At 72.1% G+C, this 15,904-nt stretch carries 16 protein-coding genes; 9 read left to right on the top strand and 7 right to left on the bottom strand.

Features of this window, described 5'->3' with window-relative positions:
• Positions 1–63: 63 nt before the first annotated feature.
• Entirely contained in the window at positions 64–1,032 is a 969-nt protein-coding gene (locus ACP4E5_RS42840; RefSeq protein ID WP_425839591.1) for an aldo/keto reductase, read from the bottom strand.
• 83 nt (positions 1,033–1,115) lie between these two features.
• Here ACP4E5_RS42840 and ACP4E5_RS42835 point away from each other — a divergent pair, with 83 nt between their 5' ends.
• Both ACP4E5_RS42835 and ACP4E5_RS42830 read left to right on the top strand, forming a co-directional pair.
• Complete coding sequence (locus ACP4E5_RS42835) at positions 1,116–1,733, top strand: TetR/AcrR family transcriptional regulator (protein ID WP_425839588.1); 618 nt, start codon at positions 1,116–1,118, stop codon at positions 1,731–1,733.
• 116 nt (positions 1,734–1,849) lie between these two features.
• Positions 1,850–2,875, top strand: a complete 1,026-nt coding sequence (locus tag ACP4E5_RS42830) for a hypothetical protein (RefSeq protein ID WP_425839585.1) — start codon at positions 1,850–1,852, stop codon at positions 2,873–2,875.
• A gap of 15 nt (positions 2,876–2,890) precedes the next feature.
• On the opposite strand, the gene ACP4E5_RS42825 is transcribed toward ACP4E5_RS42830, so the two are convergent.
• The 5 genes from ACP4E5_RS42825 to benA are packed head-to-tail and all read right to left on the bottom strand — an operon-like array spanning position 2,891 to position 9,505.
• A complete protein-coding gene (locus ACP4E5_RS42825; RefSeq protein ID WP_425839582.1) occupies positions 2,891–5,686 on the bottom strand; it encodes a helix-turn-helix transcriptional regulator in 2,796 nt (931 codons plus the stop codon).
• A gap of 28 nt (positions 5,687–5,714) precedes the next feature.
• Positions 5,715–6,491: a benzoate diol dehydrogenase BenD gene (gene benD / locus ACP4E5_RS42820; protein WP_425839579.1), complete on the bottom strand. Its 777-nt coding sequence runs from the start codon at positions 6,489–6,491 to the stop codon at positions 5,715–5,717.
• A complete protein-coding gene (benC, locus tag ACP4E5_RS42815; RefSeq protein ID WP_425839576.1) occupies positions 6,488–7,522 on the bottom strand; it encodes a benzoate 1,2-dioxygenase electron transfer component BenC in 1,035 nt (344 codons plus the stop codon). Before benC ends, benD begins: the two co-directional genes overlap by 4 nt.
• A gap of 40 nt (positions 7,523–7,562) precedes the next feature.
• The gene (benB, locus tag ACP4E5_RS42810) at positions 7,563–8,084 is read right to left on the bottom strand and encodes a benzoate 1,2-dioxygenase small subunit (protein ID WP_425839573.1); all 522 of its coding nucleotides are present in this window, start codon (positions 8,082–8,084) and stop codon (positions 7,563–7,565) included.
• Positions 8,081–9,505, bottom strand: a complete 1,425-nt coding sequence (benA, locus tag ACP4E5_RS42805; protein ID WP_425839570.1) for a benzoate 1,2-dioxygenase large subunit — start codon at positions 9,503–9,505, stop codon at positions 8,081–8,083. The genes benB and benA overlap by 4 nt, the downstream gene beginning before the upstream one ends.
• A gap of 188 nt (positions 9,506–9,693) precedes the next feature.
• Here benA and ACP4E5_RS42800 point away from each other — a divergent pair, with 188 nt between their 5' ends.
• Genes ACP4E5_RS42800 through ACP4E5_RS42770 form a run of 7 tightly spaced genes read left to right on the top strand, consistent with a single transcriptional unit; the run spans position 9,694 to position 15,543 of the window.
• Complete coding sequence (locus ACP4E5_RS42800) at positions 9,694–10,602, top strand: LysR substrate-binding domain-containing protein (protein ID WP_425839567.1); 909 nt, start codon at positions 9,694–9,696, stop codon at positions 10,600–10,602.
• Between the two features lie 47 nt (positions 10,603–10,649).
• Positions 10,650–11,753: a mandelate racemase/muconate lactonizing enzyme family protein gene (locus ACP4E5_RS42795; protein ID WP_425839564.1), complete on the top strand. Its 1,104-nt coding sequence runs from the start codon at positions 10,650–10,652 to the stop codon at positions 11,751–11,753.
• Between the two features lie 32 nt (positions 11,754–11,785).
• The gene (gene catA, locus ACP4E5_RS42790; RefSeq protein ID WP_425839561.1) at positions 11,786–12,640 is read left to right on the top strand and encodes a catechol 1,2-dioxygenase; all 855 of its coding nucleotides are present in this window, start codon (positions 11,786–11,788) and stop codon (positions 12,638–12,640) included.
• Positions 12,641–12,646: 6 nt separating this feature from the next.
• Positions 12,647–12,943, top strand: coding sequence for a muconolactone Delta-isomerase (catC, locus tag ACP4E5_RS42785; protein ID WP_483030439.1), 297 nt, complete (start codon positions 12,647–12,649; stop codon positions 12,941–12,943).
• On the top strand, positions 12,940–13,740 hold the full coding sequence (locus ACP4E5_RS42780) for an alpha/beta fold hydrolase (RefSeq protein WP_425839558.1): 801 nt from the start codon (positions 12,940–12,942) through the stop codon (positions 13,738–13,740). The genes catC and ACP4E5_RS42780 overlap by 4 nt, the downstream gene beginning before the upstream one ends.
• 46 nt (positions 13,741–13,786) lie before the next feature.
• Entirely contained in the window at positions 13,787–14,962 is a 1,176-nt protein-coding gene (locus ACP4E5_RS42775; protein WP_425839555.1) for a pyridoxal phosphate-dependent aminotransferase, read from the top strand.
• Between the two features lie 59 nt (positions 14,963–15,021).
• Positions 15,022–15,543, top strand: a complete 522-nt coding sequence (locus ACP4E5_RS42770; RefSeq protein WP_425839552.1) for a hypothetical protein — start codon at positions 15,022–15,024, stop codon at positions 15,541–15,543.
• Positions 15,544–15,561: 18 nt separating this feature from the next.
• Here ACP4E5_RS42770 and ACP4E5_RS42765 read toward each other — a convergent pair whose 3' ends face one another.
• Positions 15,562–15,876 carry an EthD family reductase gene (locus ACP4E5_RS42765; protein WP_425839549.1) on the bottom strand — a complete coding sequence of 105 codons (315 nt, stop codon included), beginning with the start codon at positions 15,874–15,876 and terminating at the stop codon, positions 15,562–15,564.
• Between the last annotated feature and the right edge of the window lie 28 nt (positions 15,877–15,904).

The following is a 15,904-nucleotide window of genomic DNA, read 5'->3' as shown; positions in this document are numbered from 1 at the left end:
CAGACTGACCCGGCGAGCGGCCCGTCGCACGGCGGGGCGGTCGGACCCGCCGCCGTCACCCGCTCACTCGTGCCCCTGGATCTCGATGTCGCCCGAGCGTGTCGGCACGGCGTCCAGCTCGGCCAGGGTCGCCGCGTCGAGGGTGAGCGCACCCGCCGCGACGTTCGCCGCGAGGTGGTCGGGGTCGGCGGTGCCCGGGATCAGGAGGACATTCGGGGCATGGTGCAGCAGCCAGGCGAGGCCGACCTGGGCCGGCGCCGCGCCCAGCGCCTCGGCGGCCGCGGCGACGGCGGGCTCGTCCGTGACCTTGGGCATTCCGGGGAAGGCGCTGCCCAGCGGGAAGTAGGGCACCCAGGCGATGCCCTCGGCGAGGCAGAGCCGCAGCAGCTCCTCGTCGTCGCGGGCCACGAGGCTGTACGCGTTCTGTACGCAGGCGATCCCGGCGGGCAGGCCGCGGCGCAGTTCGTCGAGGCCCACGTTGCTGAGCCCGATGGCGCCGATCTTGCCCTCGTCGCGCAGGGCGGTCATGACGGCGAGCTGGTCGTCGATGTCGACGGCCTGGTCGCCCTCGGCCCGCAGCCCGGGGCCGTTCTCCGCGCGCCGCAGGTTGACCAGCGGGACCTGGTCGACGCCGAGGCTCTTGAGGTTGTCCTCGACGCCGGCCCGCAGTTCCTCGGGCCGCTGGGCGAGCCGCAGGGGCAGCGGTCCACCCGAGTCGGGGGTGGCGCCGACCTTGCTGACGACGAGGACGTCGTCCTCGGGACGCAGCGCCTCGCGGATGATCTCGTTGGAGAAGCCGTCCCCGTAGAACTCGGCGGTGTCGATGTGGTCGACACCCAGCTCGACGGCGCGGCGCAGCAACGCGACGGCCGAGGAGCGGTCCGGGGCCAGGCGCGGCAGCTGCATCGCGCCGAACCCGACGCGCGAGACGTCCCGGCCGAGCAGCCGGCCGGCGCCGCCGGGGCGCGGGGCGCCGCTCGCCGTGACGGCGGCGGAGGGTGAAGAAGCAGAAGAAGACGCGGAAGAGGTCATGGGAATCCCGCCTCGTGCGAAGATAGAGAAAACGGAGGAGCCTCCGTTACGTCGAAGGTAGCACAACCGGAGGAGCCTCCGCTTTGCCTGCGTCCACATCCGACCCGAACCCGGCGCCCACCGGGGCCAAGGCCGAGCGCCCCGCCCGCGCCGACGCGCGCCGCAACCGCGAGAGACTCCTCGCCGCCGCCCGGACCGCCTTCACACGGTTCGACACATCGGTGCCGCTGGAGACGATCGCCCGCGATGCGGGAGTCGGGATCGGCACCCTCTACCGCAACTTCCCCACCCGCGAGGCCCTCGTCGAGGCCGTCTACTCCGCCGAGCTGGACGCCGTCACCGCCGCCGTCGAGCCCCTGCTCGGCGAGCTGCCGCCGCAGGACGCGCTGCGCGCGTGGATGGACCGGTACGCGGACCTCGTCACGACCAAGCGCGCGATGGCCGGCAGCCTCACCCTCGCCCCGGCCGCCGGGCGCGGCGTCACGGCGAACACGCGGGAGCGCCTGACCGCCGCGGTCGCCGCGTTCCTCGACGCCGGGGCGCGCACGGGCACGCTGCGCGGCGACGTGCCCGCCGACGACGTGATCACCATGCTGCTCGGCGTGTTCCTGTCCACGGCGGCGGGCGACCGCGCGGACCGCGTCCGTCAGCTGCTCGACCTCGTGGTGGACGCGCTGCGCCCGGGCGAGGCGTCGGCGTAGCCCCACCGCCGGAGCCGCGTGGCCGATCAGCACCGCATGCGTCGCCCGCACACGTTTCACCACCCAGCCGTCGGCAAGGCACCCCACGGAGAATGATCACTGCGTGGGGAGGCCAGATGCGGACAGTCGGTCACAGCGCCGGCCGCAACGACAGCAAGGACCCCGGAGCGGGCGGTTCGCGGCGGCGGGCGCTGCTCGCCGCGGGGGTCACGTCCGCCGCCGCCACGCTGCTCGGCGGATGCGGCACGTCCGGAGCCGACGACCGGCCCTCCGGTACCGAGAGGGCCGCGCGCGGCCCGTCGAAGTCCTCGCGGTCCCCGTCGCCCCGCCCCACCCGCCACCGCCCCGAACTGCCGCGCGGCGGGCGCCGGTTGTTCCCGGAGCACCGGCTCGTCGGCTACTGCGGTCTGCCGGGCGCGGCGGCGCTCGGCCGGCTCGGCACGGGTGACCTCGACGACCGTGTCGCGGAGCTGGAACGGCGTGGGCGCGCGTACGCCGACGGCCGCCGCGTGCTGCCCGTCCTGGAGCTGCTCGCCACGGTCGCCAACCCCGGCGCGGGCCCGGACGGCACCTACCGCACGCGCACGCCCGACGCGACGATCCGCACCTTCCACGAGGCCGCGCGCCGGCACAAGGCGCTGCTGCTGCTCAACATCCAGCCCGGCCGCGCGGACGCCCTCGGCGAGGTGAAGGCCCTGGACAAGTGGCTCGTCCGGCCGGACGTGGGCATCGCCCTCGACCCCGAGTGGGAGATGGATACCGACCAGATCCCCGGCGACACCTACGGACACACCACCGGCCCCGAACTCACCCGGATCGCCGCCCACCTCGCCTCGCTCGTGGACCGCCACGACCTGCCGGAGAAGCCCTTCGTCTACCACCAGGTCGCCGAGTCGGTCGTCCACGACGAGGGGGCGCTCGACGTCCCGGAGGGCGTCGCCGTGATCAAGAGCGCCGACGGCATAGGCAGCCCGGAGCTCAAGCGGCACACCTGGGACCGCCTGGTCGACCCGCTGCCCGACGGCCTCCGCACCGGCTTCAAGCTGTTCTTCCAGGAGGACACCGAGGCCGGGTCGCACCTGATGTCCCCCGACCAGGTCCTCGGCCTGCGCCCGCGCCCGTCGTACGTGATGTACGAGTGAGGGCGCACCGCCACGTCAGGGGTGATCGTGGCCGCTCTCGCCCGACTCCCGGAAACGCGCGGCCAGTTCGCTGCGGGAGCGGATGGCGAGCTTGGAGTAGACGTGCGTGAGGTGGTACTGGACGGTCTTGACGGAGATGAAGAGTTCCAGCGCCGCCTGCTGGTTGGTGGCTCCGGCGGCGACCACCTTCGCTACGGCCCGTTCCTGCGGCGTGAGCCGCGCCAGGCCCGCGGCGCTCCTGCCTGATTGCAGGCCGCCCGCCTGGAGTTCGCGCTCGCACCGCTCGACGTAGGTGCGGGCGCCCAGCGTGGCGTAGGCGTCCCGCGCGTTCCTCAGGACGGTGTCGGCCTCGCGCCGCTTGCCGACCCGGCGCAGGGTCTGTCCGTACGCGAAGTTCACGCGGGCCCGGTCGTACGGCAGCGGCAGCCCGTCGAGGCGTGCCAGGGCCCGGTCGAACTGGCCGCGGGCCACGTCGATGTCACCGCGCGCGGCGGTCAACCGGCCCCGCGCCAGGCCGAGTCGGGCCTGCGCCGAGCGCTGACCGCGTGCGTCGGCGCACTGTTCGTGCGGGCGCAGGAAGCGGTCGGCCTCGTCGAGGCGGCCCGTCATCACCAGCGCGTTGGCGTAAACGTCGGGCCAGGGCCAGAAGCCGGGTTCGTCGACGGAACCCCTGGGGTCGAGTTGGACCACCGGTGTCAGTGCCTCGACGACCCGCTCGTACTCGCCGCGCGACTCCGCGACCTGGGCGCGCGCCAGGCAGGAGGGCACGAGCATGCAGGCGTACGGGTGGACGTCGGCGAGGGCCTCCCCGAGGTGGTGGTCGGCGGCGGCCGCGTCGCCGCGCAGGGCGTGGATCTGCGCGGCGGTCCAGTGCACCAGCGGGCGTACGAGTTCGATGCGTACGACGGCGAGCCGTTCGGCGGCGCGCTGGGCCGTCTCCAGGGCCTCCGGCCACGCGCCGAGGGCGAACTGGGTGCGGGCCAGCCAGCCCTGCGCCCACAGGGAGATCCGGGTCGAGCCCATCCGGTATCCGGTGGGGACGGCGGCCTCGAGCCTGCGGCGGGCGGACTCGGGGGCGTCGGTGGCGAAGTCGACCCAGCCCAGGCCCAGTTGGAAGCGCTGCGGCTGGGCGCCGGCCGGGTGTCCCGCGGCGGCCTCCTCGTAGGCGGCCGCGGCTTCGTCGTGCCGTCCCGTCATCGCGAGTCCGAGGCCGAGGACCGCTTCGGACTCGATGCCGGACGGGTCGTGCGCCTGTGCCAGGCCGACGGCGCGCCGGGCCCAGGTGACGAGTTCCTCGCCGTCCCAGCGGGCGAGGGCGTGCAGCACGCGCCGCTGGCTGATCTTCGCCATGAGTTCCGGTCTGCGCGCGGCGTCGCAGTGCGCCTCGGCGGTGTCCAGGAGCGACTCGGCCTCGGCGGGCCGGCCGCGCATGATGGCGAGGTAGGCGAGCACGGTGTCGCGCAGGGCGCTCGCCGGGAAGCTCTCCAACTCAGCGGCGAACATGGCGGCTTGGGGGATGTCGCCCGCCCCGATCATGGCGTCGACGGCGCGCAGCAGCCGGTCCTCGCGGCTCGCGCGCCCGGTGCTGAGCCGCCCGGCCCGCACCAGGGTGTCGGCCACGGCGGACCACTCCCCCGCGCTGGCCCGCCGGGTCGCGTACCGGTCGAGTTCACCGGCGAGGGTCTCGTCGGGGGCCGCGAGGGCGGACACCCGGTGCAGCAGGGCGCGCCCCGTGTCCTGGACGAGTTCGGCGGCCCGCCGGTGCAGGGCGGCCCGGTCCGCCAGGTCGATCCCGCCGAGGACGGCGGCGCGTACGAGCGGGTGGGAGAAGGCGAGTTGGGCGCGTCCGGGGTCGACGGCGGCGGTGAGGAGGCCTGCGGCGCGGGCCTCGTCGACGGCGGGCAGTGCGTCGCCGGTCAGCCCGGCGAGCGCCGACGCCTCGCTCAGGGACGTCTCGTCGCCGAGCACCGCGCAGGCCTCGACGAGGCCGCGTGCGGCCGGGCCGCAGCGGTCGAGGCGGTGGCGCACGGCGTCGGCGCCGCGGGCGGGCGCGGGGAGTTCGGGGCGCCAGTCGCGCCAGGTGTCGCGGGGCAGTTCGGCGAGGAGCCGGGACATGTGGCGGGGGTTTCCGCGCGTGCGCTCGCACAGGTGCCGGGCCGCGGGCAGTTCCAGGGCGAGGCCGTGTCCGTCGCGTGCGAGGGCGCGGGCGTCGTGGGCGTCGAGCGGGCCGAGGCGCAGGGCGGATCCCTGGCGGCCGTCGAGGAACTCGCGGGTGCGAAGCAGGGCCGCGGGCGGCGCCTCCGTCACCCCGCCGAGTTCGTCGGGGCGGTCCCGCGCGACGAGGACGACGAGGACGCGCTCGTCGGACATCCTGCGCAGCGCGGAGTCGACCGCCCGCAAGCTCTCCACGTCGGCCCAGTGCGCGTCGTCGACGACCACGACGACGGGGTCGCGCTCCTGCCGGGCCGTCCACTGCCGCCGCAGCAGGTCCGCCACCTCCAGGACGGCCGCGGGGTGCTTCGGGTCGGGCAGTGCGGCTCCGAGGGCGAGGGCGAGCTGTCCGGCGAGGCCGAACGGCAGCTCGCACTCCCACGGGACACCGGACACGGACACCGGACGGACGCGGGTGCCGTCGGCGCGGAAGGTGTCCAGGACGTGCTGGACCAGGGCGGTCTTGCCGATGCCCGCGGGCCCCTCGACGAGCAGCAGCCCCGGTCGCCCGGAGCACGCCGCGGTGAGCGCCCGGGTCAGTGCCGCGGCCTCGCGGGTGCGTCCGACGAGGCCGCGCCGCAGTTCAGGGCGCCCGTTCATGGTCCAGCACGCTAGCAGGGACGCCTCGTCAGCCAAGATCGCCACCGGCGACCGGCAGGACGCTCCCGGTGATGTACGAGGCCTCGTCGGAGGCCAGGAAGCAGATGGCGGCGGCCTGCTCGTCGAGGGTCCCGTACCGCTTGAGGAGGCTGGAGGCGACGGTCTGGTCGATGTGTGCCCGGAACCAGGCCCTCTCCCGCTCGGTGTCGTGCGCCAGTGTGCCGCGCGGGACGCGGCGGGGCGGGGCGTCGGTGCCGCCGGGCGCGGTGGCCACGACGCGGATGCCGGCCTCTGCGTACTCGAAGGCCAGTGAGGCGGTGAGGGCGTTGATGCCGCCCTTCGCCGCGGAGTACGGGATGCGGTGGATCCCGCGCGTGGCCGCCGACGACACGTTCACGATCACGCCGTGCCCCTGCGCCGTCATGCCGGGCAGGGCGGCGCGGCAGGACCACAGGGTCGTCATGAGGGAGCGGGTGATCTCCGCCTGGATCTCGGCTTCGGTGAACTCGGTGAACGGTTTGAAGTTGATCGCGCCGCCGACGTTGTTGACCAACACGTCGACCCCGCCGAGGAGTTGGGCGGCCTCGTCCAGCGCCGTGTGCGCGCCCTCGTAGGTTTCGAGGTCGGCGAGGACGGCGTGCGCCTTCAGCTCGTCGGCGGCCTCGCGGACGGTGTCGGCTCGGTCGACGAGGACGACGTCCGCGCCCTCTGCGGTGAGACGGTGGGCCACGGCGAGCCCGATGCCCTGGCCCGCGCCGGTGACCACGGCCCGCTTCCCGGCGAACCGGTCGGTGTGCACGCTCACGCGGCGTCCTCCGCGGTGGCACGGGCGGTGGCCGGGGTGAACTTCTCGTAGTGGAAGCCCGCCGGTGTCACCCCGAGGGCGGTGATGTGTGCGCGGACGGCCTCGACCATGGCGGGCGGGCCGCACAGGTAGACGTCGGCGGAGCCGTCGTGCAGGGTCGCCGCGTCCATCAGACCGGTCACGAAACCCTTGTTGCGGGCGGTCGACGCGCTGTCGGCGACGCAGTGGTCGAAGGTGAGGCCGGGGATGACCTCGGCGTAGTCCTCCAGGGTGTCCAGGTGGACGAGGTCCTCGTCGGTGGTGACTCCGTAGAGCAGGTGCACGGGCTGTCCGGCCGGGTGCTGGGCCATGCGCTCCAGCATCGACAGGAGCGGCGCGAGGCCGGTGCCGCCGGCGAGCAGCAGCGCGGGGCGGGACTGTTCGCGCAGGTAGAAGCTGCCCATGGGGCCGGTGAGTTCGAGCCGGTCGCCGACCCGGGCACGCTCGGCGAGGTACCCGGACATGGCGCCGCCTTCGACGACGCGGACCAGGAAGGACAGCTGCCGCTGGTTCGGTCCGGAGCTGAAGGAGTACGAGCGGGTCTCGTCGGTGCCGGGGACGGCGATGTTGACGTACTGGCCGGGCAGGAAGTCCAGGGCGTCGCGGTCGTCGACGTCGAGGGTGAACTCGACGGTCGTGGCGGAGTGCCTCGTCAGGCCGGCGAGGGTGGCGGCGTGTGTGGCCGCCCCGGTCTTCGCGGCGGCCGAGGACGTCGGGACGCTGAGCACGAGGTCGCTGTGCGGGGTCATCTGGCAGGGCAGGCAGTAGCCGGCCGCGGCCTCGTCGTCGGTGAGGGCTTCGTCGATGTAGTCACCGCCGTCGTAACCCCCGGACTCGCAGCGGGACTTGCAGGTTCCGCAGGCGCCGTCGCGGCAGTCGAGCGGGATGTTGATGCGTGCCTTGTACGAGGCCTCGGCGACGGTCTCGTCGGGGCGGCACTCGATGAATCGGGTGATGCCGTCCTCGAAGTTCAGGGCGACTTGGAAGGACATACGGCGGCTCTTTTCGGCAGCGCGGACGGTGGGCGGCGGATCAGACGTGGTAGATGTCGACGACGTGGTGCACGAAGTCGTTCTTCAGGACGACCTTCTTGCGGGCGATCAGCGGCTCGGGCCCGGAGACATCGAGCGTGTAGTACGAGGTGCCGAAGTACGTGTCCGTCGTCTGGTAGCGGTAGTAGAGCGTGAACCAGTTGAACCGCACGTGCACCAGGTCGCCCTCGCGGCCGGTGACCTCGACGTTGCTGATGTTGTGGCCGGTACGGGGTTCGGGCAGGCTCGTCGCGCTGGAGCGGTCGGTGCGGATGCGGAAGACGCGGTCCTCAAGGCCTGCCCGGCTCGGGTAGTAGACGAGGGAGATCTCGGTCTGCGGGTCGCGGGTGAGCGCGTCGTCGTCGGCCCAGGCGGGCATCCAGAACTCGGCGTCGGGGCGGTAGCAGTCGAGCCACTTCTCGAACTCGCGGTCGTCGAGGTGGCGGGCCTCGCGGTACAGGAACTGGCGGATCCCTTCGAGACCGGGTCCGGCGGCGGTCAACCGCTCGTTCGCCGTGGTCACTTGGCCGCCTCCTCGAGGTCGAGCGCCTTGTTCAGGGTGTCGAGCCAGTAGCGGTGCTGGATGGGGTAGAGGCCCTCGTCCTCGGTGCGCACACCACTGGCGATCGGGTTGATGCCGATCTTCTTGGCGTCCTCGTCGGGGCCCTCGATCTGGTGCACGGCGCCGCGGCTGAGGTCGTTCCACGGCATCGACTCCGCGAGGTACGTCTTCTGGCAGGAGCGGAACTCCTCCAGGTCGTCGGGGGTCGCCATCCCGGTGGCGTTGAAGAAGTCCTCGTACTGGCGGATGCGCTGCGCCCGCTGCTCGGCCGGCTCCCCCTTGGGGGCGATGCAGTAGATGGTGACTTCCGTCTTGTCGACGGAGACGGGCCTGAAGTGCCGGATCTGGGAGCTGAACTGGTCCATCAAGTACACGTTCGGGTAAAGACACAGATTGCGGGAGACGCCGATCATCCAGTCGGCCCGCTCGGCGCCGACCTGCGCGGCGAGCTCCTCGCGCCGCTCGTACAGGGGACGGTTCGCGGGGTCGAGCCACCGCGTCCACAGCAGCAGATGGCCGTGTTCGAAGGAGTAGAAGCCGCCGCGCTGCTTGGCCCAGCCGCCGGCGTCCATCGTCCTGGTGTCGTTCTCCGACTCGCCGGAGGTGCGGCGGGCCTGGGTGGCGGCGTAGTTCCAGTGCGTGGCGGACACGTGGTAGCCGTCGGCGCCGTTCTCCGCCTGGAGCTTCCAGTTGCCGTCGTAGGAGTACGTGGAGGAGCCGCGCAGCACCTCAAGTCCCTCGGGTGACTGGTCGACGACCATGTCGATGACGACGGCGGCGTCCCCGAGGTGTTCGGCCAGCGGCTTGACGTCCGCGTTGAGGCTGCCGAAGAGGAACCCGCGGTAGCTCTCGAAGCGGGCGACCTTCTTCAGGTTGTGCGAGCCGTCCTTGTTGAACTGCTCCGGGTAGCCCGCCTCGCGCGGGTCCTTCACCTTCAGCAGCTTGCCCGTGTTGTTGAACGTCCAGCCGTGGAACGGGCAGGTGAACGTGGTCCGGTTGTCGGTCTTGCGCCGACACAGCATGGCGCCGCGGTGGCTGCACGCGTTGATCAGGCAGTGCAACTCGCCCTGTTTGTCACGGGTGATGACGACGGGCTGGCGGCCGATGTACGTGGTGAAGTAGTCCCCGATCTCCGGGACCTGGCTCTCATGGGCCAGATAGACCCAGTTCCCCTCGAAGATGTGCTTCATCTCCAGCTCGAACAGTTCCTCGTCGGTGAAGACGCCGCGCCTGATCCGGTGGACCCCGCGGGCGGGGTCCTCCTCCAGGGCGTCCGCGAGGATGCTCCGAGCGCGGCTGGTGCCCTCCGCCATGTTCCCGTCCCTTCGCCTCGGCCAGGCCTGCCCGGTGGCGGCCGTGTTGCGGCTGCTTTTCAGCACCATGACAGCCGGGTGAAGAGTCGGCCCCGGACATTCCCCCAGGGTTGACCCAGGGGGGTATTGATATCGCCGTCATCTCAATAGCCTGCAACAAGATATTTGTGGGGTATGGGGTCCGCTCCCTACGCTGAAGCGCAACGAGGGCCCCGCCGGAACCGCGACAACCGGAACCGCAACGAAGGGGCAGTCGGATGGAATTGAGGCACTTGCGGTACTTCGCGGCCGTCGCCGAGACACGTCACTTCGGCAAGGCCGCGCAGGCGCTGCACATGGCTCAGCCGCCGCTCTCCCAGGCGATCCGCCGCCTGGAGACGGAACTGGGCGTGGAGCTGTTCACCCGCACCACCCGGCAGGTGTCCCTGACCGGCGCCGGCGAGGTGTTCCGCACCGACGTGGAGCGCATCCTCAAGTCCGTCGACGAGGCGGTGGCCCGCGTGGGGCGGTTCGCCACGGGAGTCGAGGGCGTGCTCCGGGTCGGCCTGACCGGATCCGCCTCGTACCGCCAACTGCCGACCCTGGCACGGCTGGTGAAACACGAGATGCCGCACGTACGGATGGAGGTGCACACGGAGATGCTGACGCCCGCCCAGGAGCACGGCCTCGCCGAGCGGCGCCTCGACGTCGGGCTGCTGCGCCCGCCCATCCGCCAGGAGGGCATCGCGCACCGGCTGATCGCCGACGAGCCGCTCATCGCGGCCGTCCCCGAGGGGCACTGGCTCGCCGACGCCCACACCGTCCGCGTCGAGCAGCTGCGGCACGAGGACTTCATCATGTACGGCGCCACGCTCGGCTCCGTCGTCAACGACGCGGTGGTCCGCAGCTGCCTGGCCTCGGGGTTCTATCCGCACAGCGCGTACGAGGTCACCGAGACCTCCGCCGCGCTCGCCCTGGTGGCCGCCGGACTGGGTGTCGCGGTACTGCCCGCCTCGATCCGCTCCGCGCCCCGCGAGGGGGTGGTGTGCCGGTCGATCGAGGACGCGCTGACCGTGCCGCTCGCGCTGGCCTGGCGCCACGACGACGAATCGCCGCTGATCCGGCAGCTGCTTGACGTACTGGAGCGGCACGACCTGTTCGTGAGAGAGATCGAGGGAATGCCATGAAGAAGGCGATGCAGTGAAGAAGGCGATGCAGTGAAGAGGGCGAAGCCATGAAGATCGTCAAGGTGGAGGCCGTTCCCTTTGCCATTCCCTACGTCAAGCCGCTGCGGTTCGCGAGCGGCGAGGTGCACACCGCCGACCACGTGCTGGTCCGCGTGCACACCGACGAGGGCCTGGTGGGGACGGCCGAGGCGCCGCCCCGCCCCTACACGTACGGCGAGACGCAGGAATCCATCGTCGCGGTGATCGAGAAGATCTTCACGCCGCAGATCCTGGGGCTCACTCCGCTGGAGCGCGAGGCCGTGCACGCGCGCCTCGACCGGACCGTGGGCAACCCGGCCGCCAAGGCCGCGATCGACATGGCCCTGTGGGACCTGCTCGGGCAGGCCGCGGGGATGCCGGTGTCCGGGTTGCTCGGCGGCTTCGGCGACCGGATGCGCGTCAGCCACATGGTGGGCTTCGCCCCGGCCGACGTGATGGTCGCCGAGGCCGAGCGGGTCAGGGACACGTACGGCATCACCACCTTCAAGGTGAAGGTGGGCCGCAACCCGTACACCGAGGACGTCGCCGCCTGCCGGGCGTTGCGTACGGCCCTCGGCCCGGACGTGGAGCTCTACGTCGACGGCAACCGCGGCTGGTCGGCCTCCGACGCGGCCCGCGCCCTGCGCGAGATGGCCGACCTGGATCTGACGTTCGCGGAGGAACTCTGCCCCGCCGACGACGTGTTGGGGCGGCGGTGGCTCGTCTCGCAGAGCCGGGTTCCCTTCATCGCCGACGAGAGCGCGACCCGGGCCGCCGAGGTCACCCGCGAGCTGCTCGGCGGCTCCGCGACCGCCATCAGCATCAAGACCGCCCGCACCGGGTTCACCGCCTCCCAGCGGGTGCTGCACCAGTGCGAGGGCCTCGGCGTCGAGATGGTGATGGGCAATCAGATCGACGGCCAGATCGGCACGTTGTGCTCGGTCGCCTTCGGCGCCGCCCACCGCTCCTCCTCGTTGCACGCGGGCGAGCTCTCCAACTTTCTCGACATGTCCGACGACCTGCTCACCGAGCCGCTCACGATCGCGGACGGCACGCTGCGCGTCCGCGAGGGCGCGGGTCTCGGGATCGACATCGACCCCGAGAAGCTGGCCCGCTACCGCCAGGACGCCTGACACCCACCACCCCATCAACGACGGGACACACCATGACGGACACCGCCACCGAGCAGGCCACGGCCGCCGCGTCGGGGAACGCGGCCACCGAGCAGTTCCGCAGCAAGCAGCGCGCCGGGGCCCCGGCCTCCGACACCGCGCGGGTGAACACCCTCGTCTCCGAACTCCTGGGCGCCACCCACGACATCATCCGCCGCCACAAGGTCACCTACGCCGAGTACGACGCGCTCAAGTCGTGGCTGATCCAGGTCGGCGAGGACGGCGAGTGGCCGCTGTTCCTCGACGTGTGGGTCGAGCACGTCGTCGAGGAGGTCGCGAACGAGGACCGGGAGGGCACCAAGGGCACCATCGAGGGCCCCTACTACGTTCCCGACGCTCCGGAGCTGCCCGCCGAGGCCACCCTGCCGATGCGCGAGGACGAGGCCGGCACGCCGCTGCTGTTCCAGGGCCAGGTGCGCACCGTGGACGGCACCCCGCTGGCGGGCGCCACCATCGAGATGTGGCACGCCGACGACGACGGCTTCTACTCCCAGTTCGCGCCCGGCCTGCCGGAGTGGAACCTGCGCGGCACGATCGTCGCCGACGACCAGGGCAACTTCAAGATCCACACGATGCAGCCGGCCCCGTACCAGATCCCGACCGACGGCTCCTGCGGCAAGCTCATCTCGGCCGCGGGCTGGCACGCCTGGCGCCCCGCCCATCTGCACCTCAAGGTGTCGGCGCCGGGCCACCACCGCATCACCACGCAGCTGTACTTCCAGGGCGGCGAGCACGTGTCCGACGACATCGCCTCCGCCGTCAAGCCCGAGCTGATCCTCGATCCGACGCCGGTCGCCGCGGGCGTCGGCCGCGAGGTGACGTACGACTTCGTTCTCGACAAGGTGTGATGCACTGTGCTGTTCGCTGTACGCATGGACGTCGACATCCCGCGCGACCTCGCGCCGGACGAGCGCGCCGACCTGGTGGCCCGCGAGAAGGCCTACTGCCACGAACTGCAGAAGTCCGGTGAGTGGGTGCACATCTGGCGGTGTGTCGGCCAGTACTCCAACCTCAGTGTCTTCGACGTCGCCGACAACGAGGCGCTGCACACCATCCTGTGGAGCCTGCCGCTGTTCCCCTTCATGTCCATCGAGGTGACACCGCTGGCGCAGCATCCCTCCGACCTCGCCGCGGCCGGGGGCGGTGCGTGAGGAACCCGACAGGGGTGCGGCTGCACCACGTCACGGGCGGCCCGGCCGACGCGCCGCCCGTGATCCTCGGCCCGTCCCTCGGCACCTCCACGGCGGTGTGGGACCTCCAAGCCGCCGCGCTGGAGCGGGAGTTCAGGACGATCCGCTACGACCTCCCCGGTCACGGCGGATCACCGTCCGCCGTGCTGCCCGACAGGGCGCCGGGCCGCACCACGGTCGCCGATCTCGCCTCGCTGGTCCTCGACCTCGCGGACCGGCACGGCGCGGACCGCTTCCACTACGCCGGGATCTCCCTGGGCGGCGCCGTCGGAGTCCACCTCGCCGCCCACCACCCGGACCGGGTCATGTCCCTCGCCCTGGTGTGCACCTCGGCCCACTTCGGCCCGGCCGACCCCTGGCACGACCGGGCCCGCCTCGTCCGCGATCACGGCACGGCCGCGCTGTTCGAGGCCACGCCGCGCCGCTGGTTCGCCGACGAGTCCTTCGCGGACACGCCCACCGGGCTGCGCCTGTTGTCCGCCCTCAAGGAGGACACGGACCCGGAGGGCTACGCGGCGTGCTGCGACGCCCTCGCCTCCTACGACCTGCGCGACCGTCTGGCCGACATCACCACACCGACGCTCGTCGTCGGCGGATCACGGGACGTGGCGACACCACTGGACCACGCCCGCGAACTCGCGTCCGGTATCCCGCACGCCCGGCTCGAAGTGCTGGAGTGCGGTCATCTGGCCGCGGAGGCGGGACCGGCACTCCTTGCGGCGGTGAGGGGGCACCTGGGTCGCGTCCCCGGCCGCTGAAATAGGATCACACCATGCCCGACGCGATCGAGACGGAGGTCGAGGCATGAAGGTCTCGCAACGCGCGCAGAACGTCGCCCCTTTCTACGCGATGGAGTTCGGCAAGCAGGCCGCGGCGCTGGAGGCCGAGGGCCACCACGTCGTCAAACTCAGCATCGGGGAACCGGACTTCGGGGCGCCGCCCGCGGTGCGGGAGGCGATGCGCGAGGCCATGGACGGCCGGCCGCTGCCCTATACGGAGGCGCTGGGGCTGCCCGCGCTCAGGGAGGCGATCGCCCGCTTCTACCGGGAACGTCACCACGTCGACGTCGACCCGTCCCGCGTCGTCGTGACCGCCGGCGCCTCCGCCGCGCTGGTGCTGGCCACCGCCGCCCTGGTCGACACCGGCGACGAGGTGCTCATCGGGGACCCCTCGTACCCGTGCAACCGGCAGATCGTCGAGAGCTTCGGCGCGCAGGTCACCCTCGTACCCACCGCCGCGGAGACCCGCTTCCAACTGGACGCGGCAGCGGTGCGGGAACACTGGAAGGACCGGACCTCGGGCGTCATGGTCGCCACGCCGTCGAACCCGACGGGGACCTCCGTGCCGATCGACGAGCTCGACGCGATCTGCCGGTTCGCGCGCGAGCGCGGCGCGTGGCGGATCGTCGACGAGATCTACCTGGACCTCAGCGACCACGACGAGCACGGCCGGCCGCCGCGCAGCGCGCTGTCGGTCGACCCCGACGCCGTCGTCATCAACAGCTTCTCGAAGTACTTCGGCATGACCGGCTGGCGGCTCGGCTGGTGCGTCGCGCCGCAGGCGCTCGTCCCGGCGATGGAGCGGCTCGCCCAGAACTACTTTCTGTGCGCCTCGGCCCCTGCCCAGCAGGCCGCTCTGGAGTGCTTCACCCCGGCGTCCCTCGCGGTGTGCGAGGAGCGCCGCGCCGAGTTCGCCGAGCGGCGCGCGCTCGTCCTCGACGGTCTGAGGCGCATCGGCCTGGCCGTCCCCGTCCCGCCGGACGGCGCTTTCTACGTCTACTTCGACGTCGGCGGCACCGGTCTCAGCTCCTGGCAGTTCTGCGAACGGGCCCTGCGGGAGGCGCACGTGGCGCTCACCCCGGGCCGCGACTTCGGAACGCACACGGCGGACACGCACGTACGGCTGTCCTACGCGGCGTCGGCCGATGAACTCCGCGAGGGCATCGAGCGGTTGGGCAAGTTCGTCGCCACCTTGCGGTGAACCGGCCCCACCGCGTCGCCCGGGAACGATTCCCCGCAATGCCCCTATAGGGTTCGATCATGAGCGAAAGCACACCTCCGGAGGCTGCCGGGTACGACCGCGCCGCGGTGCTGGGTGAGCGCCTCAAGGAGCGCATCTACGCGTCACTGACCCTGCTCGCCGTGATGGTGGGTCTCGCGCAGGGCGGGCACAGCACCCACAAGGGGGCGACGGTGGCGGTGGCGGCCACCGCCCTCGGCCTGTGGCTCGCAACGCTGGTCGCCGACATGCAGGCCCACCCCGTCGTGCACGGCAGCCGGCCCACCCTGCATCAGATCCGGCACGAGCTGTTCACGAGCAGCCCGTTGCTGACCAGCGCGATCGGACCGCTCCTGCTGATCGGCGTGTCCGCCCTGGGAGCCGTGGACCTCACCACGGCGCTGTGGATCGCCGCCGGCAGCGAGGTCGCCACGCTGGCGCTGTGGGGTTTCGTCGGCGGCCGCCGGGCCGGTGCCGGAGCCGTGCATGCCACGGTGACGTCGGCGCTCAACGCCGCGATCGGCCTGGGTGTGGTCTTCGTGAAGCTGCTCGCCGGTCACTGATCCCCGTACCGCGCGTCCTCAGAGCGGGTACGTGATGACCTCCGAGAAGCTCATGCTGACCCCGCCCGGCGCGACGAAGTTGGCGATGTCCTCGGCGCCCGCCTGGCCGGCCGGTGTGGCGAGCGCGGCGAGCGCGTCCTCCTTGGAGTCCCAGTCCAGCGCCGCCACCACGAAATGCGGGGGCCGCGAGCCGTCGGGCATCTCGGCCACGCTCCACTGGAAGGAGCGCAGTCCGGGCGTCTGCGAAGCCAGCGGCGCGTGCACCTCCCGGTAGTGCTTCAGGAACTTCTCGGGGTCGGCGGGGTGATCGTAGATGACGGTCATCCGGTACATCGGTCGGCCTCCTCGTGGCACGGTGCGT

It is taken from the genome of Streptomyces fractus (genome assembly GCF_049844455.1).
Classification (GTDB): domain Bacteria; phylum Actinomycetota; class Actinomycetes; order Streptomycetales; family Streptomycetaceae; genus Streptomyces; species Streptomyces fractus.
This window is presented reverse-complemented; position numbering and strand designations above follow the sequence as displayed.